General features: G+C 37.2%; 24 protein-coding genes and 1 other RNA gene. 13 read left to right on the top strand and 12 right to left on the bottom strand.

The genetic code is table 11. The annotated features are described in order from the left end of the window. Positions 1 to 18: 18 nt before the first annotated feature. Positions 19 to 2,850 (bottom strand): excinuclease ABC subunit UvrA, encoded by a 2,832-nt coding sequence (gene uvrA, locus EPI11_RS13745; RefSeq protein WP_128390558.1) that lies wholly within the window; start codon positions 2,848 to 2,850, stop codon positions 19 to 21. Between the two features lie 191 nt (positions 2,851 to 3,041). Here uvrA and EPI11_RS13740 point away from each other — a divergent pair, with 191 nt between their 5' ends. After that, entirely contained in the window at positions 3,042 to 3,389 is a 348-nt protein-coding gene (locus EPI11_RS13740; protein ID WP_128390557.1) for a nuclear transport factor 2 family protein, read from the top strand. 211 nt (positions 3,390 to 3,600) lie between these two features. Beyond that, positions 3,601 to 4,074, top strand: a complete 474-nt coding sequence (locus EPI11_RS13735) for a GyrI-like domain-containing protein (protein WP_128390556.1) — start codon at positions 3,601 to 3,603, stop codon at positions 4,072 to 4,074. Between the two features lie 52 nt (positions 4,075 to 4,126). Here EPI11_RS13735 and EPI11_RS13730 read toward each other — a convergent pair whose 3' ends face one another. Together EPI11_RS13730 and EPI11_RS13725 are read right to left on the bottom strand one after the other, a co-directional pair. Then, positions 4,127 to 5,146 carry an aldo/keto reductase gene (locus EPI11_RS13730; protein ID WP_128390555.1) on the bottom strand — a complete coding sequence of 340 codons (1,020 nt, stop codon included), beginning with the start codon at positions 5,144 to 5,146 and terminating at the stop codon, positions 4,127 to 4,129. A 117-nt stretch (positions 5,147 to 5,263) separates the two neighbouring features. Continuing rightward, entirely contained in the window at positions 5,264 to 6,652 is a 1,389-nt protein-coding gene (locus EPI11_RS13725) for a TlpA family protein disulfide reductase (RefSeq protein ID WP_128390554.1), read from the bottom strand. Between the two features lie 145 nt (positions 6,653 to 6,797). Between EPI11_RS13725 and EPI11_RS13720 the strand changes: the two genes are divergently transcribed. Continuing rightward, positions 6,798 to 8,420, top strand: coding sequence for an ABC-F family ATP-binding cassette domain-containing protein (locus tag EPI11_RS13720; RefSeq protein WP_128390553.1), 1,623 nt, complete (start codon positions 6,798 to 6,800; stop codon positions 8,418 to 8,420). 61 nt (positions 8,421 to 8,481) lie between these two features. Here the strand turns inward: EPI11_RS13720 and EPI11_RS19000 are convergent, their stop codons facing one another. Then, positions 8,482 to 8,652, bottom strand: coding sequence for a hypothetical protein (locus EPI11_RS19000; RefSeq protein ID WP_164879176.1), 171 nt, complete (start codon positions 8,650 to 8,652; stop codon positions 8,482 to 8,484). A 198-nt stretch (positions 8,653 to 8,850) separates the two neighbouring features. Between EPI11_RS19000 and pyrR the strand changes: the two genes are divergently transcribed. The 9 genes from pyrR (at position 8,851) to EPI11_RS13675 (ending at position 16,638) form a co-directional block, all read left to right on the top strand. Further along, positions 8,851 to 9,384 (top strand): bifunctional pyr operon transcriptional regulator/uracil phosphoribosyltransferase PyrR, encoded by a 534-nt coding sequence (gene pyrR, locus EPI11_RS13715; RefSeq protein ID WP_128390552.1) that lies wholly within the window; start codon positions 8,851 to 8,853, stop codon positions 9,382 to 9,384. A gap of 25 nt (positions 9,385 to 9,409) precedes the next feature. Further along, on the top strand, positions 9,410 to 10,339 hold the full coding sequence (locus EPI11_RS13710; RefSeq protein WP_128390551.1) for an aspartate carbamoyltransferase catalytic subunit: 930 nt from the start codon (positions 9,410 to 9,412) through the stop codon (positions 10,337 to 10,339). A gap of 65 nt (positions 10,340 to 10,404) precedes the next feature. After that, positions 10,405 to 10,737, top strand: coding sequence for a ribonuclease Z (locus EPI11_RS13705; RefSeq protein WP_128390550.1), 333 nt, complete (start codon positions 10,405 to 10,407; stop codon positions 10,735 to 10,737). A gap of 76 nt (positions 10,738 to 10,813) precedes the next feature. After that, complete coding sequence (locus tag EPI11_RS13700) at positions 10,814 to 11,719, top strand: ribonuclease Z (RefSeq protein ID WP_128390549.1); 906 nt, start codon at positions 10,814 to 10,816, stop codon at positions 11,717 to 11,719. Between the two features lie 74 nt (positions 11,720 to 11,793). Further along, entirely contained in the window at positions 11,794 to 12,438 is a 645-nt protein-coding gene (gene pdxH, locus EPI11_RS13695; protein WP_128390548.1) for a pyridoxamine 5'-phosphate oxidase, read from the top strand. Between the two features lie 101 nt (positions 12,439 to 12,539). Further along, a complete protein-coding gene (locus EPI11_RS13690; protein ID WP_128390547.1) occupies positions 12,540 to 13,061 on the top strand; it encodes a SixA phosphatase family protein in 522 nt (173 codons plus the stop codon). Continuing rightward, positions 13,027 to 15,138 (top strand): polyphosphate kinase 1, encoded by a 2,112-nt coding sequence (ppk1, locus tag EPI11_RS13685; protein WP_128390546.1) that lies wholly within the window; start codon positions 13,027 to 13,029, stop codon positions 15,136 to 15,138. Before EPI11_RS13690 ends, ppk1 begins: the two co-directional genes overlap by 35 nt. A 49-nt stretch (positions 15,139 to 15,187) precedes the next feature. Beyond that, a complete protein-coding gene (locus EPI11_RS13680; RefSeq protein WP_128390545.1) occupies positions 15,188 to 16,078 on the top strand; it encodes a Ppx/GppA phosphatase family protein in 891 nt (296 codons plus the stop codon). Positions 16,079 to 16,227: 149 nt separating this feature from the next. Continuing rightward, complete coding sequence (locus EPI11_RS13675) at positions 16,228 to 16,638, top strand: macro domain-containing protein (RefSeq protein ID WP_317125645.1); 411 nt, start codon at positions 16,228 to 16,230, stop codon at positions 16,636 to 16,638. On the opposite strand, the gene EPI11_RS13670 is transcribed toward EPI11_RS13675, so the two are convergent. The 5 genes from EPI11_RS13670 to EPI11_RS13650 all read right to left on the bottom strand — a co-directional run bounded on the left by EPI11_RS13670 (position 16,639) and on the right by EPI11_RS13650 (position 21,274). Then, on the bottom strand, positions 16,639 to 17,136 hold the full coding sequence (locus EPI11_RS13670) for a DNA polymerase III subunit gamma/tau (RefSeq protein WP_241657628.1): 498 nt from the start codon (positions 17,134 to 17,136) through the stop codon (positions 16,639 to 16,641). A 176-nt stretch (positions 17,137 to 17,312) separates the two neighbouring features. Further along, a complete protein-coding gene (gene dnaX, locus EPI11_RS13665; RefSeq protein WP_128390544.1) occupies positions 17,313 to 18,398 on the bottom strand; it encodes a DNA polymerase III subunit gamma/tau in 1,086 nt (361 codons plus the stop codon). Positions 18,399 to 18,520: 122 nt separating this feature from the next. Beyond that, positions 18,521 to 19,789 (bottom strand): Na+/H+ antiporter, encoded by a 1,269-nt coding sequence (locus EPI11_RS13660; protein WP_128390543.1) that lies wholly within the window; start codon positions 19,787 to 19,789, stop codon positions 18,521 to 18,523. A 100-nt stretch (positions 19,790 to 19,889) separates the two neighbouring features. Next, positions 19,890 to 20,963, bottom strand: coding sequence for a DNA topoisomerase IB (locus EPI11_RS13655; protein WP_128390542.1), 1,074 nt, complete (start codon positions 20,961 to 20,963; stop codon positions 19,890 to 19,892). Between the two features lie 5 nt (positions 20,964 to 20,968). Then, positions 20,969 to 21,274 (bottom strand): hypothetical protein, encoded by a 306-nt coding sequence (locus EPI11_RS13650; RefSeq protein WP_128390541.1) that lies wholly within the window; start codon positions 21,272 to 21,274, stop codon positions 20,969 to 20,971. A 211-nt stretch (positions 21,275 to 21,485) separates the two neighbouring features. Between EPI11_RS13650 and rnpB the strand changes: the two genes are divergently transcribed. Next, positions 21,486 to 21,799: RNase P RNA component class A (rnpB, locus tag EPI11_RS13645), an RNA gene on the top strand. Here the strand turns inward: rnpB and EPI11_RS13640 are convergent. The 3 genes from EPI11_RS13640 to EPI11_RS13630 form a co-directional block, all read right to left on the bottom strand. Continuing rightward, complete coding sequence (locus EPI11_RS13640) at positions 21,798 to 22,349, bottom strand: DUF3575 domain-containing protein (RefSeq protein ID WP_128390540.1); 552 nt, start codon at positions 22,347 to 22,349, stop codon at positions 21,798 to 21,800. The genes rnpB and EPI11_RS13640 overlap by 2 nt on opposite strands. A gap of 62 nt (positions 22,350 to 22,411) precedes the next feature. Then, a complete protein-coding gene (gene rsmD, locus EPI11_RS13635; protein ID WP_128390539.1) occupies positions 22,412 to 22,999 on the bottom strand; it encodes a 16S rRNA (guanine(966)-N(2))-methyltransferase RsmD in 588 nt (195 codons plus the stop codon). Next, positions 22,996 to 23,799, bottom strand: a complete 804-nt coding sequence (locus EPI11_RS13630) for a DUF3822 family protein (protein ID WP_128390538.1) — start codon at positions 23,797 to 23,799, stop codon at positions 22,996 to 22,998. Before EPI11_RS13630 ends, rsmD begins: the two co-directional genes overlap by 4 nt. Positions 23,800 to 23,860 lie beyond the last annotated feature (61 nt).

Here is a 23,860-nt window from a genome sequence, read left to right as displayed (position 1 = left end):
TTTAATCAACTAATACGCCTAAGATAATTCTTTTTTCAGGAAATGTGCCGTATAGCTTTTTTTGTTTTTAGCCACTTCTTCAGGTGTTCCTTTAGCAATTAGCTGTCCGCCGCCTTTACCACCCTCATAACCAATGTCTATGATGTAGTCGGCAAGTTTTATAACGTCCATATTATGTTCAATAATAAGTACCGTATTTCCTTTATTAACCAGTTTATTGATCACTTCCATCAATACCCTGATATCTTCAAAGTGAAGTCCTGTAGTAGGCTCATCAAGTATGTAAAAGGTATTTCCGGTGTCTTTTTTAGAGAGTTCGGCAGCCAGTTTAATCCTTTGTGCTTCACCTCCGGATAGTGTTGTACTTTGCTGTCCCAGTGTAATATAACCAAGACCAACGTCCTGTATGGTTTTTATTTTTCTAAAGATTTTAGGTATGTTCTCAAAGAATGGAACAGCCTCATCTACTGTCATATCCAATATATCGGATATCGATTTCCCTTTGTATCGAATTTCCAGTGTTTCACGATTAAAACGTTTGCCCTGACAGGTTTCGCACTCCACATAAACATCTGGAAGGAAGCTCATTTCTATAACACGAAGTCCTGAACCTTCACAGGTTTCACAACGCCCACCGCTTACATTAAAGCTGAAACGTCCCGGTTTGTAACCGCGTATCATTGCCTCTGGTGTTTGGGTAAATAGTGAACGAATCTCCGAGAATACATCAGTGTACGTAGCCGGATTAGATCGCGGCGTACGGCCAATAGGCGACTGATCGATATCAATTACTTTATCGATATGCTCCAAACCTTCAATTTTTTTGTACGGCTGCGGTTTCTTAACACCATTAAAAAAGTGGGCATTAAGTATAGGGTATAGTGTACCATTGATCAATGTCGATTTTCCACTTCCCGAAACGCCTGTAACACATATCATTTTCCCTAACGGGATCTCTATCGAAACATTTTTAAGATTGTTACCTGTAGCCCCGGTAAGTTTAAGGGTTTTTCCATTGCCCTCTCTTCTCACTTTAGGTACGGCAATTTCTTTTTCACCGTTCAGGTAAGCCGCTGTAAGCGTATGTTCTTTTAGTAATTCAGCAGGAGTTCCGGCACTTACTATCTGGCCGCCAAAACGACCTGCAGCAGGACCAATGTCAATTACATAGTCGGCACGCTCAATCATGTCTTTGTCGTGTTCTACAACAATAACTGAGTTGCCTATATCGCGTAGCTGTTCCAATGAATGGATCAGTTTTTCATTATCCCTTTGGTGCAAACCAATACTTGGTTCGTCCAGAATATAAAGCACACCAACCAATTGCGAACCTATCTGTGTTGCAAGCCTGATACGCTGTGCTTCACCACCCGAAAGTGATCCTGATCCACGGTTTAATGCCAGGTAATTCAATCCAACATCAACAAGGAAGCTTAGTCGAGATTTTATTTCTTTAACTACTTCAAGGGCAATTGCTTTTTGTTTTTCGTTCAGGTTTTCATGCAGGTGCTCAAACCATTCAGCAAGATCAGATATGTCCATTGCAGACAGTTCGGCAATGTTTTTATCATTAACCTTAAAGTACAATGACTCTTTTCTTAATCGGGTTCCATGGCATACCGGGCAATCTACCTCGTCCATGAAATCTTTAGCCCATCGTTTAATAGAAGCCGATCCGCTTTCGTCATGCTGGGTTTTAATAAAGCTCGAAATACCTTCAAAATCTACCTTGTATTCACGGTCAACACCCAGTGTTTTAGAACTTACGGTAAATTTCTCTTTTCCGCCATTAAGGATCATGTCCATAGCTTCATCAGAGATTTTCTCAATGGCATCCGTTAGTTTGAAATCATATTTTTCCCCAATGATCTCGATCTGCTTAAATATCCATGAGCTTTTATATTCGCCAAGTGGAGCAAAACCACCTTTTTTGATAGATAGTTTAGGGTCAGGTATTATCTTTTTAAGGTTTATTTCGTTTACAGTACCCAAGCCATTACAATGCGGGCACGCACCCTTAGGTGAGTTGAACGAAAAGTTGTTAGGCTCAGGGTTAGGGTAAGATATGCCCGAAGTAGGACACATAAGATTACGACTGTAGTAGCGCACCTCTCCACTTTCCTGCTCAATAACCATCATAACATCTTCACCATGGTACATTGCTGTCCTGATGCTGTCAGCAAGGCGTTTATCATTATCAGGAGTATCTTCAACCAGCATACGGTCAATAACCGTTTCAATATCGTGATTTTTGTAACGATCCAGTTTCATACCGCTTTCAATATCCTTTATCTCGCCATCTACCCGCACTTTAAGAAAGCCCTGTTTAGACACCTGCTCAAACAGTTCGCGGTAATGTCCTTTACGGCTGCGTACAATAGGCGCCAGTATAGTAATGCGCTTACCTTTAAATTTTTCAAGAATAAGGTCTTTAATACCTTCATCGCTGTAGCTCACCATCTTCTCTCCGGTCATGTAGCTGTAAGCATCTGCACCACGGGCATAAAGAAGACGCAGGAAGTCATAGATTTCCGTAATAGTACCTACTGTAGAACGCGGACTCTTGCTTGTGGTTTTCTGCTCAATAGCAATAACCGGGCTAAGGCCGTCAATTTTGTCTACATCCGGGCGCTCCAGGCCACCAAGGAACTGACGTGCATAAGCCGAAAAAGTTTCGATGTAGCGGCGCTGCCCTTCGGCATAAATGGTGTCAAATGCAAGTGATGACTTTCCTGAACCCGAAAGTCCTGTGATCACCACGAGTTTTTCACGCGGAATGGTAACGTCTATATTCTTAAGATTGTGGGCGCGGGCACCCAATACTTCTATATTATCTGTAGTATCTAGCATAGCTTTTTTGTGCAAAACGCAAAGTTACTCTTTTTTAAGCTATTTTAATACAGAGGGTTTAGGTAAGAAGTTGTTAAAAGTGTTATATTTAAATTGAAATATAATTTGTTTAAAACCATCCTGCCAGTTGTCCTGTTTACGCAGCGTTATATAGGCACTAGAAGGTACTTTGTTATAATAAAATCAACCAAATGACACAAAACAAACTTACTGTACAAAAATACATGGACGGTTTTAATGCCGGAGATCATGAAATGATACTATCCTGTCTTACGGGAGATGTAGTGTGGTATATGCCGCAATTCATCAATATTCAGGGAAAAGAAGCTTTTGATAATGAAATTGAGAATGATGCTTTTACCGGTCTTCCTACTGTTACTATCATAAAGATGGTAGAAGAAAACAATGTAGTAATTGCAGAGGGTGCAGTACAGGCAAGATTCAAATCAGGTAATCTTCTTGATGCTGTTTTTTGTGATGTTTTTGAAATGGAAGAGGGATTGATAAAAAAACTAACTACTTATCAGATGAATAAATAAAACTTTAATCATAGAGTTTGAAAGTCATAAAATCAAAGGATTACAGGTCATGCTGAGCATGTCGAAGCATTTTGTAGTCAAGCGTGATGTTGTAATTAGTAGATTGTCATGCTGAGCTTGTCGAAGCATTATTAAGCGTAAAGTTGAATATTGTCGTGGAGCTTATGGAAGCATTCCTATCTTTGCAATGCTATAATCAAATATCATAAAAATGACCCCAACCATACAAACCATCCAGGAAAAAAAACTCATCGGTAAGCATATTATCATGTCGCTAGTCAATAATAAAACCTTTGAGCTTTGGAAAAATTTTATGCCTGTAAGGAGTCAGGTTAAAGATACTATTGGTTCCGATTTATATTCGATGCAGGTATATGATGACAACTACTTTGAAAACTTTAATCCTGCTGCTGAATTCAAAAAATGGGCGGCCCTTGAAGTAATAGCTTTTGATACTGTTCCGGATGGTATGGAGACTTATATCCTGCCCGGAGGAAAATATGCCGTGTTTCATTACATTGGTAATCCCGAAAATGGAGCAGAGGTGTTTGGGTATATTTTTAAAGAATGGCTGCCTAGTTCTGGTTATGAATTGGATAACAGGCCGCATTTTGAACTATTAGGTTCAAAATATAAAAATGGAGATCCAAAATCGGAAGAAGAAATATGGATACCGATTAAATAAAAAAGCCCCAAAACAATATATTTTGAGGCTTTTAAAATAGTTGCATTCTAGGTTATCGTGGTCTATCGACAGACTGACGGTCTACCATCCATTCCGGATATTCTTTAGTTAAAGCACTTATTGCATCGATTTTTTCGAGATCGGCAGTACTTAGCTCAATTTCGATCGATTTAATATTGTCATTTAGCTGTTCAATATTTTTTGCTCCAATGATGGTACTCGTAATTCCCGGTTGATAACGCACCCATGCTAAAGCTATTTGAGATGGAGAGGCATTGTACTGCTGTCCGATTTCGGTAATTACATCTACAATATCATAGGTTTTTTCTTTGTTGATAGGAGGAAAGTCGAATGTATCCCTTCTTGAATTTCCTGTTTTTTCGATATCACGGGCATATTTTCCGGAAAGAAATCCTCCTGCCAAAGGACTCCAGGGCATGATCCCCAGGTTTTGATCTTCGGCTAAGGGAACGATCTCACGCTCAATATCCCTACCAGCTAACGAATAGAAATATTGAAGTCCAATAAATCTATTCCAACCGTTTTTATCGGCTATGCCCTGTGCTTTCATAACCATCCATGCAGGCCAGTTGCAAACGGCTATGTAGCGCACTTTGCCTGTTAGTACAATATCATTAAGTGCCCGCATTGTTTCTTCTACAGGTGTTCTGTGATCTACACCATGTACATATAATATATCAATATGGTCAAGTTGCAGGCGTTCCAGGCTTTCATTTACCGAATTGAAGATATGGTAACGCGAAAGGCCTACACCATTTGGCTTATCATCCATACGACCGCGCACTTTTGTCGCAATCACAAGTTCGTTTCGGTTAAGTCCTAAATCTTTAATAGATTGTCCTAAAAGTTTTTCCGATTCCCCGTAAGAATATACGTTAGCGGTATCTATGAAATTAATACCGGAGTCGATAACAACCTTCATTAGTTCATTTACTTCCTGCTGCTGTGTACGGCCAATGGCTTCCCAAAAACCTTTACCGCCAAAAGTCATGGTTCCAAAACATAACTCAGATACTAACAGTCCTGTGTTTCCTAAAAAATTATATTTCATGATGTTTAACTTTGCTGTTTAATAAGAACAAAGTTAGTTTGTTAGCTCATTTTACAATCTGTATGTATCAAGCTAATACTTGTGGAAATCAAACAGGGGAGAATAATCTGTGGAGTTTTATAGATTATCAGAGAATTTAACATCCATAAGGTTGGCGAATGCATTTTTAATAGTGCCGTCAGAATTTAAAATGATGGTTCGGTTTATTTTGGTAAACACCCATTTGTCTTTAAGAGCCTGCAGGTTTCCTGCCCGAAGTTGAAAAGCATTTTGGAATTCATGTAATTGCATCATTTTTTTCCATTCTTTATCTTCATCTACATTTACGGCTATAAAGTTTATGTTTTTATGTTCCTTTTTAAGCACATCCAGCTTTTTATAAACGAGATCAAGATGATTTTGTGCACAAACGGTCCAAAAGAAGATAACAGTTTCTTTGCGGATGTTGTTTTGTATATCAAAACAATTATTATTAGTATCAAGCAGCTTTATTCCGGGAAGCTTTTGTCCTTCTTTGAGTAGTCTTACGGCATCACTCATTTTTTTTATATCATTGGTCTTGTGATCGTCTGTGGATAAGGTAAGGAAATGATCAAGGAATTTTTGACTGTTTGTAATATTATGATCTTCCAGCATATAAGCAAAAGCAATATTATCCAGCACTTCATTTTTTACGATTTTATTAGAGAATATAGAATCGGCAATATTTAACTTAAGAATATTGTCTTTTAGGGAATTCTCTTCAGAGTTGGTACTGTTGTGTTTATTAGTGTCGGCAATATTATTAAGCATTGCGGTGAAGTAACGCACAAAAGGAGAAAAATTAGTAAGTCTTGGGTCATTAAAGTTTATCTCTTTCCTGAAATCATAAAAATTTGCCGGAACTTTAGATATGGCTTCTTTACCTGTCCTTCGTTTATGGAGGTAAGGATAACACTCTTTCTTAGCATAATAATTAAGATTGAGCCTTGCATTGGCATAGAAATTAAAATCGTCGCTCCAGTTAATTTCCGATTTCTCTTTTTTATAAAAAGCCTGCCTTAGTGAATAAACAGAATCAAGGTTTTTTTGGAATGCGTTAAAATTAGCATTGTAAATATTATAATCAGCTATACGGTCTTTTTCCTGCATAAGGTAAAGATCCATCATGAAATTGTTTTTCTTGTCACCATTTCCGCTAAACACTATCGATTCATCAAAATTTGATGTGTTTATAGAAACCATCAGGCTGTCGTTTTTATCAAAGTAAACATATTGATAATCAGGTTCGTGTTTAAAGCTGTAAAGCCCTGGGGCAAGGGAGTCGAATTTTATAAAAAATCGGTTTTGCTCATCAAGGTGTAACGTATCGATAACCTTATCGTCCTTGCTAAATATTACATAAGGCGTTTTTGGATTGGTAACTACGCCGCCAAAATAGGCAGAATAGTCATTATCATCATTTTTACATGATGTTAATGCCGCTATTAAAAATAGCAGTAATCCGATTTTATGAAAATTTGACATAAGGTGTGTAAGGTGTAAACACAAAAATATTTTTAATAGCTCCCTGTAGTTGTTAAAAGACAGTTAAAAAAACTTTCAAATTTTAATATTGTTCGTTATCTGATAAACTGTAGCAAATTTTGTACTTTTGCAAAAATTTTTTAAAATGCTATCAGTTTCAAATTTATCGGTACAGTTCGGTAAAAGGATTTTGTTTGACGAAGTAAACACCTCTTTTACACAAGGTAACTGTTACGGAATCATAGGCGCAAACGGTGCCGGAAAATCTACATTCCTAAAAATTATTGCAGGAGAAATAGATCCAACTTCAGGCCACGTTCATCTTGAGCCGGGCAAACGTATGTCGGTACTTAGTCAGAACCACAACATGTTTGACGAAAATACGGTACTTGAAACGGTCATGATGGGTAATAAAACCCTATATGCCGTTAAAAAGGAGATGGATGAAATTTACCTTAAAGCTGACTTTTCTGATAAAGATGGTGAGAGGGTAGGTGAGCTTCAGGTGATTTTTGAAGAAATGAATGGCTGGAATGCCGATTCTGCTGCTGCATCAATGCTTTCTAACTTAGGTATTTCTGAGGATTATCATTATACATTAATGGGAGATCTTGACGGTAAACTAAAAGTACGTGTGTTATTAGCACAGGCATTATTTGGTAATCCGGATGTACTTATTATGGATGAGCCTACCAACGACCTGGATTTTGAAACCATTTCGTGGTTAGAAAACTTTTTAGCAAATTATGATAATACTGTAATTGTTGTATCTCACGACCGTCACTTCCTGGATGCTGTTTGTACACACATTTCAGATATCGATTTCAGTAAGATAAACCAGTATTCGGGTAACTATACATTCTGGTATGAGTCAAGTCAATTGGCAGCAAGACAGAGAGCGCAGCAAAACAAAAAAGCTGACGAGAAGAAAAAAGAACTTCAGGAGTTCATTATGCGTTTCAGTGCTAACGTAGCGAAGTCTAAACAAGCTACCAGCCGTAAAAAAATGCTTGAAAAACTGAAAATAGATGATATTAAGCCGTCAAGCAGAAGATATCCTGCAATCATTTTTGATCAGGAGCGTGAAGCAGGTGACCAGATATTAAATGTAAAAGACCTTAGCGCATCGATTGATGGAGAAGTATTGTTCAAGAACATAGATCTTAACATGGCTAAAGGAGATAAAGTTGTTATCTTCTCTAAAGATTCCCGTGCTACATCTGCTTTCTATGAAATATTAAACGGTAACGCACAACCGGACAGCGGAACGTTTGACTGGGGTATTACTACGATCCAATCGTACCTTCCTTCAGACAACCATTCATTCTTTGAAAATGATCTTACGCTTGTAGACTGGCTTCGTCAGTGGGCTAAGACGGAAGAAGAGCGTGATGAGGTGTATATCCGTGGATTTCTTGGTAAAATGATCTTTAGTGGAGAAGAAGCGTTAAAAACAGGGCGAGTATTATCCGGAGGGGAGAAAGTGCGTTGTATGCTTTCAAGAATGATGATGCTTCGTGCTAACGTATTAATGCTTGATGAGCCTACAAATCACCTTGACCTTGAATCGATCACGGCGTTTAACAACTCGTTGAAAAACTTTAAAGGATCTGTGTTGTTTACAACCCATGACCACGAATTTGCACAAACGGTTGCTAACCGTGTACTGGAAATTACACCAAACGGAGTAATAGACCGTTACATGACCTTTGATGATTATCTTGATGACGAAAAGGTACAGGAACTTAGAAAGAAAATGTACAAATAGTATATTTAGGAATAAAAAAATCCCGAACTCGCGTTCGGGATTTTTTGTTTTATACCAGTGGCTATTTCCTGAAACGACTAATCACCCAAATAAGGATCACTACTACCGCAACTACTAAAATTACACCAACGCCTACACCGGCCTGAAAAATATCGCCAATAACTTCACACCCTGTAAGAAGTGTACCAATTAACAGGGCGAAGAATCCGAGTTTAAATATCCTGTTTTGCATAATTTTTTGTTTTTGTGATTGTATGAGGTTAAAGTTATGGCGTATAAAAGTATATTTTGTTAAAATAAAGTAAATTATGTATAAATTAAGACGAATCGGGTTGATTTGTTAAATAATGATTTGCCCAATTAATTGTAATCTAATTTTTTCTAAATCTATTTTTTACCTACTTTTACAAACCAAACACAATACCGCATTATGAGCCAGAAAGTATTGCTCAATTCCAGAGAAGTCAATATCATCCTACACCGTTTGGCCTGCCAGTTAATTGAAAAACATCTCGATTTTTCAGAAACCGTACTTATTGGGCTTCAGCCGCGTGGACGTTTTCTTGCAGAGCGCATAAAACAGATGTTAGAACAGGAATACAACGTCACTAATATTCAGTTAGGGCTTCTTGATATAACGTTCTTTAGAGATGATTTCCGTCGTTCTGATAAGCCTTTAGAGGCAAACAGGACAGAGATCGATTTTCTTGTAGAAAATAAGAAAGTTGTTTTTATAGACGATGTACTTTATACAGGACGAAGCATTCGTGCAGCGTTAACTGCTATACAATCTTTTGGGCGCCCTTCTGAGATAGAACTTATGGTACTTATAGATCGTCGTTTTAGCCGCCACCTGCCTATACAGCCTGATTATCGAGGCCGTCAGGTAGATGCCATTAACGATGAGAAAGTAAAAGTATCCTGGGTAGAGAACGACGGAGAAGACAGTGTTTTTTTAATATAAGGCTTAACCGCAACAGCAATTTAAGATGAAAGAATTAAGCGTTAATCATTTATTAGGAATAAAATATATCAACAAAAACGATATTGACCTTATTTTTGAAACTGCCGATCAATTTAAAGAAGTAATAAATCGCCCCATTAAAAAAGTCCCATCGCTTAGGGATATTACCATTGCCAATATATTTTTTGAAAACAGTACACGAACAAAGCTTTCGTTCGAACTGGCGCAAAAAAGGCTGTCTGCTGATGTAATTAGTTTTTCTGCAGCGCAGTCATCGGTAAAAAAAGGGGAAACACTTATAGATACCGTAAACAATATCCTGTCTATGAAAGTAGATATGGTTGTTATGCGCCATGAAAGACCGGGTGCTGCCCATTTTCTTTCTAAAAATGTAAAAGCAAGTATTGTAAATGCCGGAGATGGAGCGCATGAGCATCCTACTCAGGGTTTACTGGATTCTTTTACGATAAGAGAAAAATTAGGAGAAGTAGGCGGTAAAAAAGTTGTAATTGTTGGTGATATACTGCATTCAAGGGTAGCACTATCTAATATATTTGCACTACAGATGCAAGGTGCCGAAGTTAAAGTATGCGGTCCAAAAACACTCATACCTAAATACATTGAATCATTAGGAGTAAAAGTAGAACCAAACCTTCGCAAAGCTTTGGAATGGGCCGATGTTGCTAATATGCTAAGGGTGCAAAACGAAAGGCTGGATGTGAACTATTTCCCGTCAACACGTGAATATGCGCAACAGTATGGTGTAGATAAAGCATTATTGGATTCATTGAATAAAGAAATCGTGATCATGCACCCGGGACCTATAAACCGTGGGGTAGAGATTACAAGTGATGTAGCCGATTCTCAGCAATCAGTAATTCTGGAGCAGGTAGAAAATGGTGTAGCGGTAAGGATGGCTGTGATTTACCTGTTAGCATCTAAAATAAAACAATAAAGTTTTAAGTTGAGCGCCAAAACCTAAACGACTTAGCAACTAAGGTGCTCAGTAACACTAAAAAAATGAAAGTAGAACAAAAAGGACATACTGTAATAATTAAAAATACTCAGGGAGATATTGCTTCTTTTCTGGAAAAAGTGACTACGGAATACAATAGCTATAAAGAACACAATATTATTCTAGACTTAAGTCAGGATAGTGCTATCGATCTTCCGCGTATTCTTACCTTTCTTTCATTATCAAACAAACACAGGAAAGCTAAAAAATCATTCGTACTTGTTGCATCAGATCTTGATTTTAACGATGTGCCTGATGAAATGGTTGTTGTGCCTACACTCCTTGAGGCACATGATATCATTGAAATGGAAGAGATTGAACGGGATTTAGGCTTTTAATTAGTATACTTGTTGGTTTTTACCAATATTTAGGAATTAAAAGACAGCTGAATTCCTAGTTTAAACCTTAAAATTAATGAACCTCACAATACTTGGCTGTTATGCAGCTACTCCAAGAACAATAACCAACCCTACATCGCAGGTGTTGGAAATGAAGAATCAAATGTTTCTTATAGACTGTGGTGAAGGTACGCAGGTACAATTAAGGAAGCATAAAATTAAATTTTCCCGCATAAACCATGTATTTATTTCCCATTTACATGGTGACCACTTTTATGGTCTTATAGGTTTAATATCTACATTTTCGCTTCTTAGCCGCCAGAATGATCTGCATGTATATGGACCAAAAGGAATAAAAGAAGTTACTTTATTACAATTAAAATTATCGGGTTCATGGACCAGTTATAATCTTTATTTCCATGAGTTGGATAGTAAAGAATCTCAGATTGTTTTTGAGGATGACAAGGTCGTTGTAAGTACAATTCCGTTAAAACACAGAGTATACACCAATGGCTATTTGTTTCAGGAAAAAACAGGTGACAGGAAACTGAATCTTAATGCTGTAATGAATCATAATATCGATACCTGTTACTATAACAAGATTAAAAGCGGTAGTGATATGACAATGGAGGATGGTACGGTTATTCCTAATGAGGAATTAACGTTTGATCCAATTGCTCCAAAAAGTTACGCCTTCTGTTCTGATACGGTTTATGATGAAACCATTGTAACACTGATTAGAGATGTAGATGTATTGTACCATGAAAGTACTTTTCTGGAAGCAGATGAACAGTATTGCGAAATGACAATGCACTGTACAGCTAAACAAGCTGCTAAGATTGCTCTTTTAGCCAATGCAAAACACTTGGTACTAGGGCATTATTCTACACGATACGGATCTATAGAACCATTCAAAGAAGAAGCTAAAACGGTATTTGAAAACGTTGAGCTGGCTGACGATGGTAAAGTATTTGAATTTTAAGCTGGATTATTTATAATTCAGTAATTTTATACATATTCTGTTCTTCTAAAATCCAACAATCTAAAACGCCTAAAATGACTGATTTAAGTAATTATAGAAGATCTTACGAGAAAAGTCACCTGGAAGAGGGGAATCTGCCGGAAGACCCTATAAACCTGTTTAAGACATGGTTTTTGGAAACAGAAGACTTCGGTACTACTGCCGAAGTTAATGCTATGACAGTGTCTTCTATTGGTCTTGACGGCTTTCCTAAGTCAAGAGTAGTGCTTTTAAAACAGTATACATACGAAGGTTTTGTTTTTTACACCAATTATAACTCAGAAAAAGGCCGTGCTATAGCTGCTAATCCTAATGTTTGCCTCTCGTTCTTTTGGTATGAAATGGAACGCCAGGTAATAATTAAAGGCAGGGCAGAGAGAGTATCTGCAAATATGTCTGACGGATATTTTGAAAGTCGTCCTGAAGGCAGCAGGCTGGGTGCTATGGTGTCACCGCAAAGCGAGGTAATTCCATCCCGGGAGTATCTCGAAAACAATTTAAAAGAACTTGAAGAGCAATTTGAAGGTAAAGAAATACCAAGACCTGAACATTGGGGAGGTTATATTGTTAAACCTGTAGAGGTGGAGTTTTGGCAGGGAAGGCCAAATCGCCTTCACGACAGGATTAGATATAAATTACTGCAAGACTTTTCCTGGAAGATTGAAAGGCTAGCTCCTTAAGCGTAAACTTTAATAGCAAATTAACATATAATAGGGAGTCTGGTTTTATTTTTTTTTAGAAATTTAGTATTTACTGATATTAATTCGTAATACTAAATCGTATGAAAAACCTAATTCTTATTCGCCATGCGAAGTCCAGTTGGGACACCCCAATGGCGGATAAAGACCGCCCTCTTACTAAAAGAGGAATTAATGATGCGCATTTAGTGTCGTCACAAGCAGAGAACTACCTTCCTAAGTCCTATATAGTGTGGAGCAGCACGGCGCAGCGTGCAAAAAATACAGCTTTTATATTTGCTGAGAACCTATCCATTCCCATTGATACCATAGTTTTTAAAGATGAGTTGTATACTTTTGATGAAAAAGCTCTGGAAGAAGCTATAAAAAGCTGTAATAACCAATTTGATAACCTAATTCTTTTTGGTCATAACGATGCTATTACTAATTTTGTTAATATCTTTGGGAACCGCGCTATAGAGAATGTGCCTACAGCGGGGTTTGTATCTCTTTCTTTCCAGGAAAATGACTGGAAAGATATACGAAGAGGTAAGATAGAAAAAGTATTATTTCCAAGTGAATTAAAAAAACATGATCCACCACTCACCGGTAAACAGGTATATTGATAGAGAAAAAAGCTGGCTGGCATTTAATGCAAGGGTACTGCAGGAAGCAGGAGATGAGAAAGTACCATTATTAGACAGATTACGATTTTTAGGAATATTTTCAAATAACTTCGACGAATTTTTTAGGGTACGCTATGCAGCTATCCGCCGTCTTAGCCTAGAGGGGCAGACTGGTGAGAAAATTCTTGGTGGTATAACTGCCCAAAAGCTTCTTAACGAAATAACAGAGATTGTTATTGAACAGCAATCGGAAAGCTTAAGGATACTTAGCGTTATTGAAAAAGAACTCGAGAAAGAGAATATCTATATCGTAAACGAAAGTCAAATTAACAAAGCGCAGGAGCAATTTATAAAAGACTACTTTATTCAAAAAGTAAGTCCTGAGTTAGTTACCATTATCCTTAACGATTTAGATGAATTTCCGTTACTGAAAGATACTTCCGGTTATCTTGCTGTTAAGCTTGTTATGAAGGCTAAACCTGCCACAGAAGAGGATGAGGCTACACTTCAAGAAGTGCGTTATGCAGTAGTAGAGATTCCGAAGAACATTAACAGGTTTGTTATACTTCCATCAAATAATGATAAACAGTATATCATTATGCTTGATGATGTTATACGTCTTAACCTGCATAGTATCTTTAATATATTTTTATATGATAGTATCTCGGCTCACATGATTAAAATTACACGTGATGCTGAATTGGAAATAGATAGCGACCAGAGTAAAAGCCTTATGGAAAAAATTTCCACAAGTGTAAAAGACAGGCGTATTGGAGAGCCCGTACGTTTTGTTTACGATCAGGCTATAGGAAAAGATACATTGGAGTTTTTCCTTATGCGCATGGAGATTGATTCATCTGATAGTATCATTCCCGGAGGAAGATATCATAACAGAAGAGATTACATGAGTTTTCCGCAACTGGGAAGACCGGATCTTTTATACAGTCAAAATGTACCATTGCCTGTAAGTGGTCTTAGTTTAGAAGGGAGTATCCTGCATAAGATCAAACAAAAGGATTATTTACTTAATGCGCCTTATCAGTCGTTTGCTTATGTTATTAAGTTTCTTCGTGAAGCAGCATTGGATCCTAAGGTAATATCAATTAAGATTACATTATACAGGCTGGCAAAGAACTCGCAGATAATAAGTTCACTTATTAATGCAGCTAAAAATGGTAAGAAAGTAACAGTGCAGATAGAGCTGCAGGCTCGTTTTGATGAAGCCAGTAATATATCGTATGCCGAACAGATGCAGACAGAAGGTATAAACCTTATATTTGGAGTAAAAGGATTAAAAGTACACAGCAAAATATGCGTTGTTGAGCGTGTTGAAGAAAAGAAAATAAGACGATATGGTTTTATATCTACAGGAAACTTTAATGAGTCTACTGCAAAAGTATATACCGATGTTACGCTTTTTACAGCTCATCAACAGATATTAAAAGAAGTAAATACCATATTCGAATTCTTTGATATAAACTATCGAGTGCACCGTTACAAGCATCTTTTTGTATCGCCACACTATACCCGATCTAAGTTTTATAAACTTATTGATAGGGAAATACTTAATGCTATTGCCGGTAAAGAGGCTTATATAAAGCTTAAGATGAACAGTCTTACCGATTATAAAATGATTGATAAACTGTATGAAGCAAGCAGGGAAGGTGTTAAGATCCAATTGATCATTCGTGGTATCTGCTGTCTTATACCGGGAGTTCCGGAGATGAGTGAAAATATTGAAGCAATAAGTATTGTAGATAATTACCTGGAGCATTCCAGGGTATACATCTTTGCAAATTGCGGCGATCCCGATGTATTCATTTCATCGGCCGATTTTATGACCCGTAATCTGGATGCAAGGGTGGAAGTTACCTGTCCTATCTATGATAAGGATATAAAAACAGAGCTTATAGAGACGTTTGATATTGGCTGGAAAGCTAACGTAAAAGCGCGTTTACATTCAGAGAACCTGGAGAATAAGTACAGGAAGCGTCCTGATGAAAAACCTTTCCGTGCGCAGCTTGAAACCTACAATTATTACAGGAATAAATTAGAAGTTATTTACGAACAATTATAAGCAAAGCTGCTTAGGGTCTATTGAACTAAGCATCTAAGGCACTTTGAGAATGATTACAATAAAAAAATATGCTGCTATAGATATTGGATCCAATGCCATGAGGTTATTGGTATGTAATATTGTAGAACAGGAGGGGAAAGAGACGCAGTTTAATAAAAGTTCATTAGTTAGGGTTCCTATTCGTTTAGGGCAGGATGCTTTTACGGTGGGTGAAATTACCGAAGAGAACATTGAACGCATGATCGATGCTATGAAGGCTTACAAGCTGCTAATGAAGGTTCATAGAGTAGAAAAGTATATGGCCTGTGCTACATCGGCAATGCGCGAAGCGTATAATGGGCATGAGGTAGCCGATTTAATTGAGAAAGAATCGGGTATTAAAATTGAAATCATCGATGGTAAAAAAGAAGCGGCTATAATTGCTTCTACAGATTTACATCATCTTGTAAAAACAGATCAAACATACCTGTATGTTGATGTGGGTGGTGGCAGCACAGAATTTTCACTGTTTGATAGCGGTAAAATCGTAGCATCTAAATCCTTTAAGAATGGAACGGTTCGTCTGCTTAATAATATGGTGAATGATGTGGTATGGCAGGAGATAGAAAAATGGATAAAAGCAGTGACAGAGCCTTATGAAACAATAACGCTTATTGGGTCTGGAGGTAATATTAATAAGCTCTTTAAAATGTCGGGTAAACAGCAGGAGAAGCCATTGTCGTATTTCTATGTGAATTCTCAGTATCAATTTCTTAATAGTCTTTCTTACGAACAGCGTATCGCCGAATTAGGACTCAATCCTGATCGTGCTGATGTTATTATCTATGCGACTAGAATTTATCTTAATGCCATGAAATGGAGTGGCGCCAGAAATATCTACGTACCAAAAATCGGACTTTCAGATGGTATCGTTAAGGCAATGTACTATAATACTATTTAGTATAAAATATTTAAAAACAGATTGCTAAGGATATCTAGATGAATCCCAAAATAAAACTTATAAAAGGAGATATTACAAAAATAGCTAATGATGCTATTGTCAATGCAGCTAATACTTCGCTGCTTGGTGGTGGCGGAGTGGATTGAGCAATTCATCGTGCAGGAGGACAGGCTATTTTAGATGAATGTGTTGCAATACGTAATCGTCAGGGCGGATGTAAAACGGGTGAGGCGGTAATTACAACAGGAGGAAAACTTCCTGCAAAGTATGTTATTCATACCGTTGGTCCGGTTTGGAATGGTGATAAAAATGAGAAAGAGGCTCTTTTAGCTAATTCTTACCGTAATAGTCTTATGTTGGCTGTTGAAAATAATATTACCAGTATTGCATTTCCAAATATTAGCACAGGTATTTATCATTTCCCTAAAGATAAAGCAGTCAGGATAGCAGTAGATACTGTAAATGATTTTCTAAGCGAAAATGAAACTATCCAGAAAATAGTCTTTGTTTGTTTTGATGATGAGAATTATAATCTGTATGATGCTATTTTAAAAATTTGATTATATATCTAAATCAAATGTTTTTCTCAACAGCTCAAGGGCAGGATTTATTGATTTAAGCTTTTCAAATTTTTCAATTGGCGTAAAGGCATGTTTTGTAGATACCATTTCGTTAACATTTACATCAATAACAATATCGTGATTATGTAGTTTACCGCGTAAATAGCCTAGTAATTCGTGTTTATTGGTGTCGAAATCTACTTTAGAGCCTTCATTAGGTAATTCCAGACGAATCGTTGTACCCTCAAGAGAAGGATCGTTAATCGTCATATAAGTAGCCATGATCTTTTGTCCAGTATTGTTTAATCGATCAACAAATTTATTCCATTGCAAACGCATATCTGTTTCATTGAATGGTTCACGTGGAAGTTCATCAGTATGTCTTACCATTGCTTTCTGACTTTCGGCCAGTTCACGTTTTTTACGTAAACCGGATAAAGAAAACGCAGAAACTCTAGGCTGGCCATCATCTTCGGGTGTTACAACAGGCGGTTTCACGACTTCCGGTTCTTCTACTTCAAGTGAAGCAGTTGGAAGCGGAGTAATTCCAATTGGTTTTTCCTCTACAGGCTGTGTAGCGGTATTGTTTTCAGTAACTTGTGCCCGAGGGGTAGTTTCTTCGGTAGTTGTTTTAACAGGAGAAGGTGCATTATCTTTAAAATAATGGGGAGGAATTATAAATTGGTCAGCTTTTTTTTTTCTCCATCAAAAGTGATAGAGGCAAGCTGCATAAGGCATAATTCAACAAGTAGTCTTTGATTCTGACTTGATTTGTATTTCAGGTCACAGTCATTAGCGAGATCTATGGCTTTTAGTAAAAAATCCTGGCTTGCTTTCTGAGCTTGTATTCCATATAAATTTTGAGCTGCTTCACCAGCTTCTAATAATATTAGTGTAGCAGGATTTTTACTAACCAAAAGATCACGGAAGTGAGAGGCAAGGCCAGCTACAAAATGGTGTCCGTCAAAACCTTTGGCTAAAATATCGTTATAGGTAAGCAGTAATTCTGGAATTTTATTTTCAAGTAATAAGTCGGTTACTTTTATATAGTACTCATAGTCAAGAACATTCAGGTTTTCTGTTACTGCCTGACGTGTTAAATTGTTACCGCAGTAGCTAACTACCCTGTCAAAAATAGACAAAGCATCACGCATCGCGCCATCTGCTTTTTGGGCAATAATATGCAGTGCATCATCTTCAAAGGTAATCCCTTGATTATTGGCAACATCTGCTAGATGTTCTTTAGCATCCTTAACTGTAATTCTTTTAAAATCAAAGATCTGGCAGCGGGATAGGATCGTAGGGATAATTTTATGCTTCTCAGTGGTTGCTAATATAAAAATAGCATGCCTTGGTGGTTCTTCAAGCGTTTTTAGAAACGCATTAAAAGCAGCCTGTGAGAGCATATGAACCTCATCGATAATATATACTTTATATTTACCTGTTTGGGGTGGTATCCTTACCTGATCGATCAGGCTTCGAATGTCGTCTACTGAGTTGTTAGAAGCAGCATCGAGTTCAAACACGTTGAATGCAAAATCTTCATACGGGTCATCATATCCTTCCTGATTTATTTTACGGGCTAAAATACGGGCACAGGTTGTTTTACCTACACCACGCGGACCTGTAAACAGCAGTGCCTGAGCAAGGTGGTTGTTTTCTATGGCATTAAGTAGTGTATTGGTTATAGCCTGCTGCCCCACAACATCCTTAAAGGTTTGCGGGCGGTATTTTCGGGCTGATACAATAAACTGTTCCATAGAAATAACTGAGTAGCAAATATAGCAATTGTGAAGTGGATTTTGATGCTTTTAGGAGATAGATTTTTACATTTTATCAACAGATTTTTTAGGATGTAATTACCAATTAAATCTTGTTGTTTTTATTCAGATTTTTGCTCGTTATCGCTGGTAGGCTGTAGCTTTTTAACTAACCAGGGTAGTGTAAGTCCCTGACCCAATAGAGTAAAAAGTACCACGGCTATAGAAATGAATATAATCTCATTGCGAAGTGGGAACGGACTGCCGTCTTTCAGTGTATGTGGTAATCCAATGGCAATGGCAAGAGAAACAATTCCTCTCATGCCCGACCAGCTGATTATAAGACTGTTTTTAAAGTCTAACAGCGCATGTTCGGTAATTTGTCCTCTCTTTTTATCATACGCTTTTTGAAGGTTTACCTGCTGCAAAAACACTCTTGCCATACGAATGATCAGTACTACTATTGTAATTAAAAAAGCATAGCCAATATATGGTAATACAAGTGCCTTATCTATATTTTCAAGAATGTAAGGAAATTGTAGGCCTATAAGAATAAATATTAATCCATTGAGGAGAAAAATAATCATCTCCCAGATTGATTTCGACTGGTGTAATAAGTTGGTTGGCAGTATTTTGTTGCTAAAATGAGAAATACCTAAACCAAGCATAACGACAGCAATCACACCCGAGACATTTAATTCTTCGGCAATCTGATAGGTTACAAATGGCATAAGCAGCATAAAACTGATTATTATAATTGCATCATCCTGTATTCGCTTTATAATGAATGCCAGTATTTTACCCATAATGAGTCCTATAAGGAATCCTCCGCCTATCAGAAGCAAAAATTGAAATGAGGCTTCCCAAAACACAAAAGCGGTACCGGTAACTGCTGCAACCGCAAAGCGATAAGCTACAAGTGCAGAGGCATCATTGATAAGGCTTTCACCTTCTAATATTGTACTGGTTTTATGAGATAGTCCCAGCCCTTTTGTGATACTAATGGCAGCAACGGCATCTGTAGCTGATAGAATCGCTCCTAATACGAAACCAAGCGGCCATGTCATACCCGGGATAAAATAACGCGCCATAACAGCAATACCGGTAACGGTTAAAAACACTAACGATATTGCCAGTGTGCTTATAGTATTAAGGTTTGTTTTAAATTGAGAGAAGGAAATGTTAAATGCAGCATCATACAGTAAGGGGGGGAGAAAAATCAGAAAAATAATTTCAGGGTTTATTTCCATCTTCGGGATCTCGGGAATAAAACCAATGCCTATGCCTGCTATAATTAATAAGATAGGATAGGGTAGTTTTATTTTATCGGCAACAGCCGATAAGCAGATCATAAGGGCAAGGATAAATAAAACGATACTATAATTTTCCATTCTTATTTTTTAAGATGCATATTTATAGAGGAGTAAAACAGAGTATATAAAAATAAGGAATAGAATAATTATAAAACACTATTGTTCTGATTTATTTGCATCAGGCAAGTACTTCTGCTATATCTTCAGTAGTAAGCAATTTAAGAAGTGCTTTTTCATTTGAATTCAATTCGCTGCTATCTGCCTGATCTGGCTTATAATTCCAGATAGAACCTTTCTCATATGCAGCAATAACAGTAGGGTGCACATAGTATTTTTTACAAACAGTACGTGTGTTGCCTAATTTTTGAGCTACGGAATCGAGTACGTTTATAATTTTATGTTTGCAGTCGGTCTCACTGGTAAATTCACCAATGTCTAAAAAAGCACAGAGTGCATTAATACTGCCGGACCATGCACGAAAATCTTTTGCGGTAAAATCTTCCCCTGTGATTTCTTTTATGTAGCTGTTTACATCTCCGGATCCGATGGTATGTCTTTGGTTGTTATCATCATAGTATTGAAAAAGTTCCTGCCCCGGTATATCTTTGCATTTTTTCACCAAATTGGCCATTTTACGGCTTTGGAGTTTTATTTTATGTTTAATGCCTTTTTTTCCAACAAATTCGAACCATACGGTTGTACCATCAAATTTTACGTGTTTGTCGCGCAATGTAGTGAGTCCAAAAGAACCGTACAGCTTTTTATAAGCATCGTTACCAATTCGAATATTAGTCATTTCTATGAGTTTCACAACTAAAGCAACTACTTTTTCATAAGGTAATCCTTTTCGATTAAGATCTTTTTCTACCTGTTGCCTGATAACCGGCAGTGCATTGGCAAACCTTCTTAATTTAAAGAATTTTGACTGATTTCGTATTTTATTCCAATACGGATGATATCGGTATTGTTTTCTGCCCTTAGCATCGGTGCCGGTAACCTGTAAATGACCATTCTCAAAAGGAGAGATCCATACATCCTGCCAGGCTGGTGGTATAACAAGTTTTTTTATGCGATCAAGAGTGATTTTATCCTTAACAGATTTCCCTTCTTCGTTTATATAACTAAACCCGTTATCCCTGTGTTTTCGATAATAGCCTTTATCAGCCTTTAAAGAATACCGAAGGCCAACGGCTTTAGCAGTTACTTTGGGATCATTCCCTATTTTTTCTAGTTTTTTTTGCAGCCTGTTCATTGCTATTATTGTTCAGCTCTTCCTCTAATGCTAATATCAAGAAGTACTTTTGCGGCACCATTTTCGGTATAAGCGCCGGGACTAACTACAAAAACGCCTTTTTCGCCTGATGTTGATTTAATACCAAATACAGTTGCTTCGTCCCCAGGATCACTTTCACCCTCATAGCGGTAAATGTGTTCTATTTCAAAATCTTTCCAGTGATTAATGATGTGGTCTTCTTTAAGATTAAAATCGGTAGTAAAACCTTTTTCGTTCAATTCCTGCAGGGCTTTTGTAACCGTTGCATAGTGATACATTTGTCTGTCCATGATGCTGTATTTTAAGTTTATTTACTTTAATACTTAAAATTAAGGCTTTCATTTTTTTTGGCGAGCCAACGAAATGTTAAACGTTTTACTACAAAATTGAAGAGCAATGTTGTTTCATTTTTAGATTGTTTGAAACCAGTAGGTTATGTTTTTCTCTGTTTTCTCATAATCTAAAGATCTTTTAATCCAAAAATCTAACGTACTTTTGCGCCACGCAGGCCGCCTTATCGCCGTCCGCAAGGAGGGAGGAAAGTCCGGACACCATAGGGCAGCATAGCGGGTAACACCCGTCATTCCGGTTTGCAGAGCCGGGAGAGGACAAGTGCAACAGAAAGTATGTACAGGTAATGCTGTAGTGAAACCAGGTAAACTCTATGCGGTGAAATGCCATGTACACCGGCAATTAAGGGCTGCCCGCCCAATGCCGGGGGGTAGGCAGATTGATCCCCGCAGTAATGTGGGGTCTAGATAAATGATAAGGATTCCGAGGGAATACAGAATCCGGCTTACAGGCCTGCTTTTTTTATAACTTGTAGCTAAACATAATTCCGCCACGGTAAGGAAGCCATTCACCGCTCTTATTGTAGCTTGAAAATTCATAAGGTTTGCCTGTAGATAAATAGCGGCCTTTGTAATGGGCTTGCTGGTTACCACCGCCTACAAACATATCGATCATCCATTTATCACTAATTTGAAACTGATAGCCTATAGTAGCACCAAAAAACAATGCTTCTCCTTTTTGGTATTTATCGGTATTTATATAATCCCATTTTTGAATTTCAAACAGTGCACCACCAATATGACCTCCTACATATAGGCCTTTGTATTTTTCATTAAAATGGTAACGAACTTCACTAAACACCATTAAGGTTTTAAAAGGAGCTCCATTAATAGACTCCCAGTAAGAACCTAAAACATCGGCTTGGTAGGTCCATTTTTGTCCTAAACTAGTTTCTATTCCTATTTGTGGTACTCCTACAAGAGTTGTTGGAGCATTAAATTTAAAATAAGTTTGCGAATAGGATGAAGAGAATGTAAGAACAAACAGGACAATAAGGAAACGTAGCTTTTTCATTGAATGATTTGATGATTGAATGTAATTTTTTTCGGCTAATTTACTATGTAATTGTAAGAAAACTATATTTCATCTTCATTTTCTTCAATACCGCTTTCTTCAAGTACATCATTTTCGAATTCAAAGAAAGAAAATACAGATCCACCGTAATTTTTCTGGAATGAAAAATTCATCATATGGCTCAGCTTAGTATACTTTGAGTGTTCTATCACCATCATACCATCTTGCTGCAGCAGTTCGTTTTCAAATACAAGTTCAACAATTTCTTCAAAATCTTTTTGATCCATATTGTAAGGAGGATCGGCAAAGATAATGTCAAAAGAAGATTTACTTCCTTTAAGGTATTTTGCTACTTCACTTTTTATAGCAGCAATATTAAAATCAAACTCTCCTGCAGTCTGCTTTATAAACTTTACACAGCCAAAATCGGCATCTACAGCAGTAATATTAGCTGCGCCACGAGATCCAAATTCATAACTTATGTTACCCGTACCTGAAAAAAGGTCAAGTACTTTAAGCCCTTCAAAGTCAAAACGATTATTTAGGATATTAAACAATGCCTCTTTAGACATGTCTGTAGTAGGGCGCACGGGTAGGTTTTTTGGTGCGCTTATCCTGCGGCCTTTGTATTTTCCGGAAATAATCCTCATGAGTTAAAAAGTATAAAGTGTTGTAGGGTATCCTGTTCGTTTTGATCCCATTTAGTTTGTAATGTCTGCGTATTAAGCAGGGATATATTTCTTATGTAAGTGTAGGCTAGTGTAAAGCAAGGGTGGGTTTCTGTAATCTTACCCAGTAAAATCACCTTAGCCGTTTCAGGGTTTAGAAACAGTTGCTCCATTGTAAATAGCAGGTAGTATAAAAAATCTTCAGGTGTTTGGTATTCAAAAGAATTGTAAAGCAAGAGTTTTTGGTTACGTACTATAACAATTTCAAAATGAGTATCCTGGATGTGCACAAAAACCTGTTTGTCATCAATGTTTTTAGAAGAATCAAGCAGTTTGCTTACCAGTAGGCTGTTTACGTTTTTATAATCAAAGGCACCAAATTGGTCAATTAGAAAATTATTTACGTTCATCATTGGTACATACACATTGTTAAGCTCATAGCTTCCCAGCATATCTACTGCAAAAAAATCGGTTTCAAAAACTTTAGTATTGTATTGAAGGTAGCTTCCCGGATAATTAGCATCAAAAAGAGCATCGGGCACAAAAGTATTAAGGCTGCTGTCGTGAAGTACTACTATCTCATCATAGGGTTTGGTAAGTTCAGGATTGCTTACAAAAACTTTCCATAACTCATCTTCAATAGGGTTGTACTTAGAGAACACCACCGAATCACGGTGTGTTATTTCAAAATTTAATATATCAAAGCAGCAAAAAGACATACCATTAGCAGCAATTTGCAGCGACAGTTTTTTATAATTCTTTTCGGTGATAGTATCGTTCATAAACAGCTATGGTTTCATTGCAAATTTACATTCTTTTTTGGTTTAGGATGAGTTACTCATT

It is taken from the genome of Flavobacterium cerinum (assembly GCF_004028155.1).
GTDB lineage: Bacteria > Bacteroidota > Bacteroidia > Flavobacteriales > Flavobacteriaceae > Flavobacterium > Flavobacterium cerinum.
The sequence above is the reverse complement of the archived record's forward strand: the minus strand, read 5'-3'. Positions and strand labels throughout refer to the sequence as shown.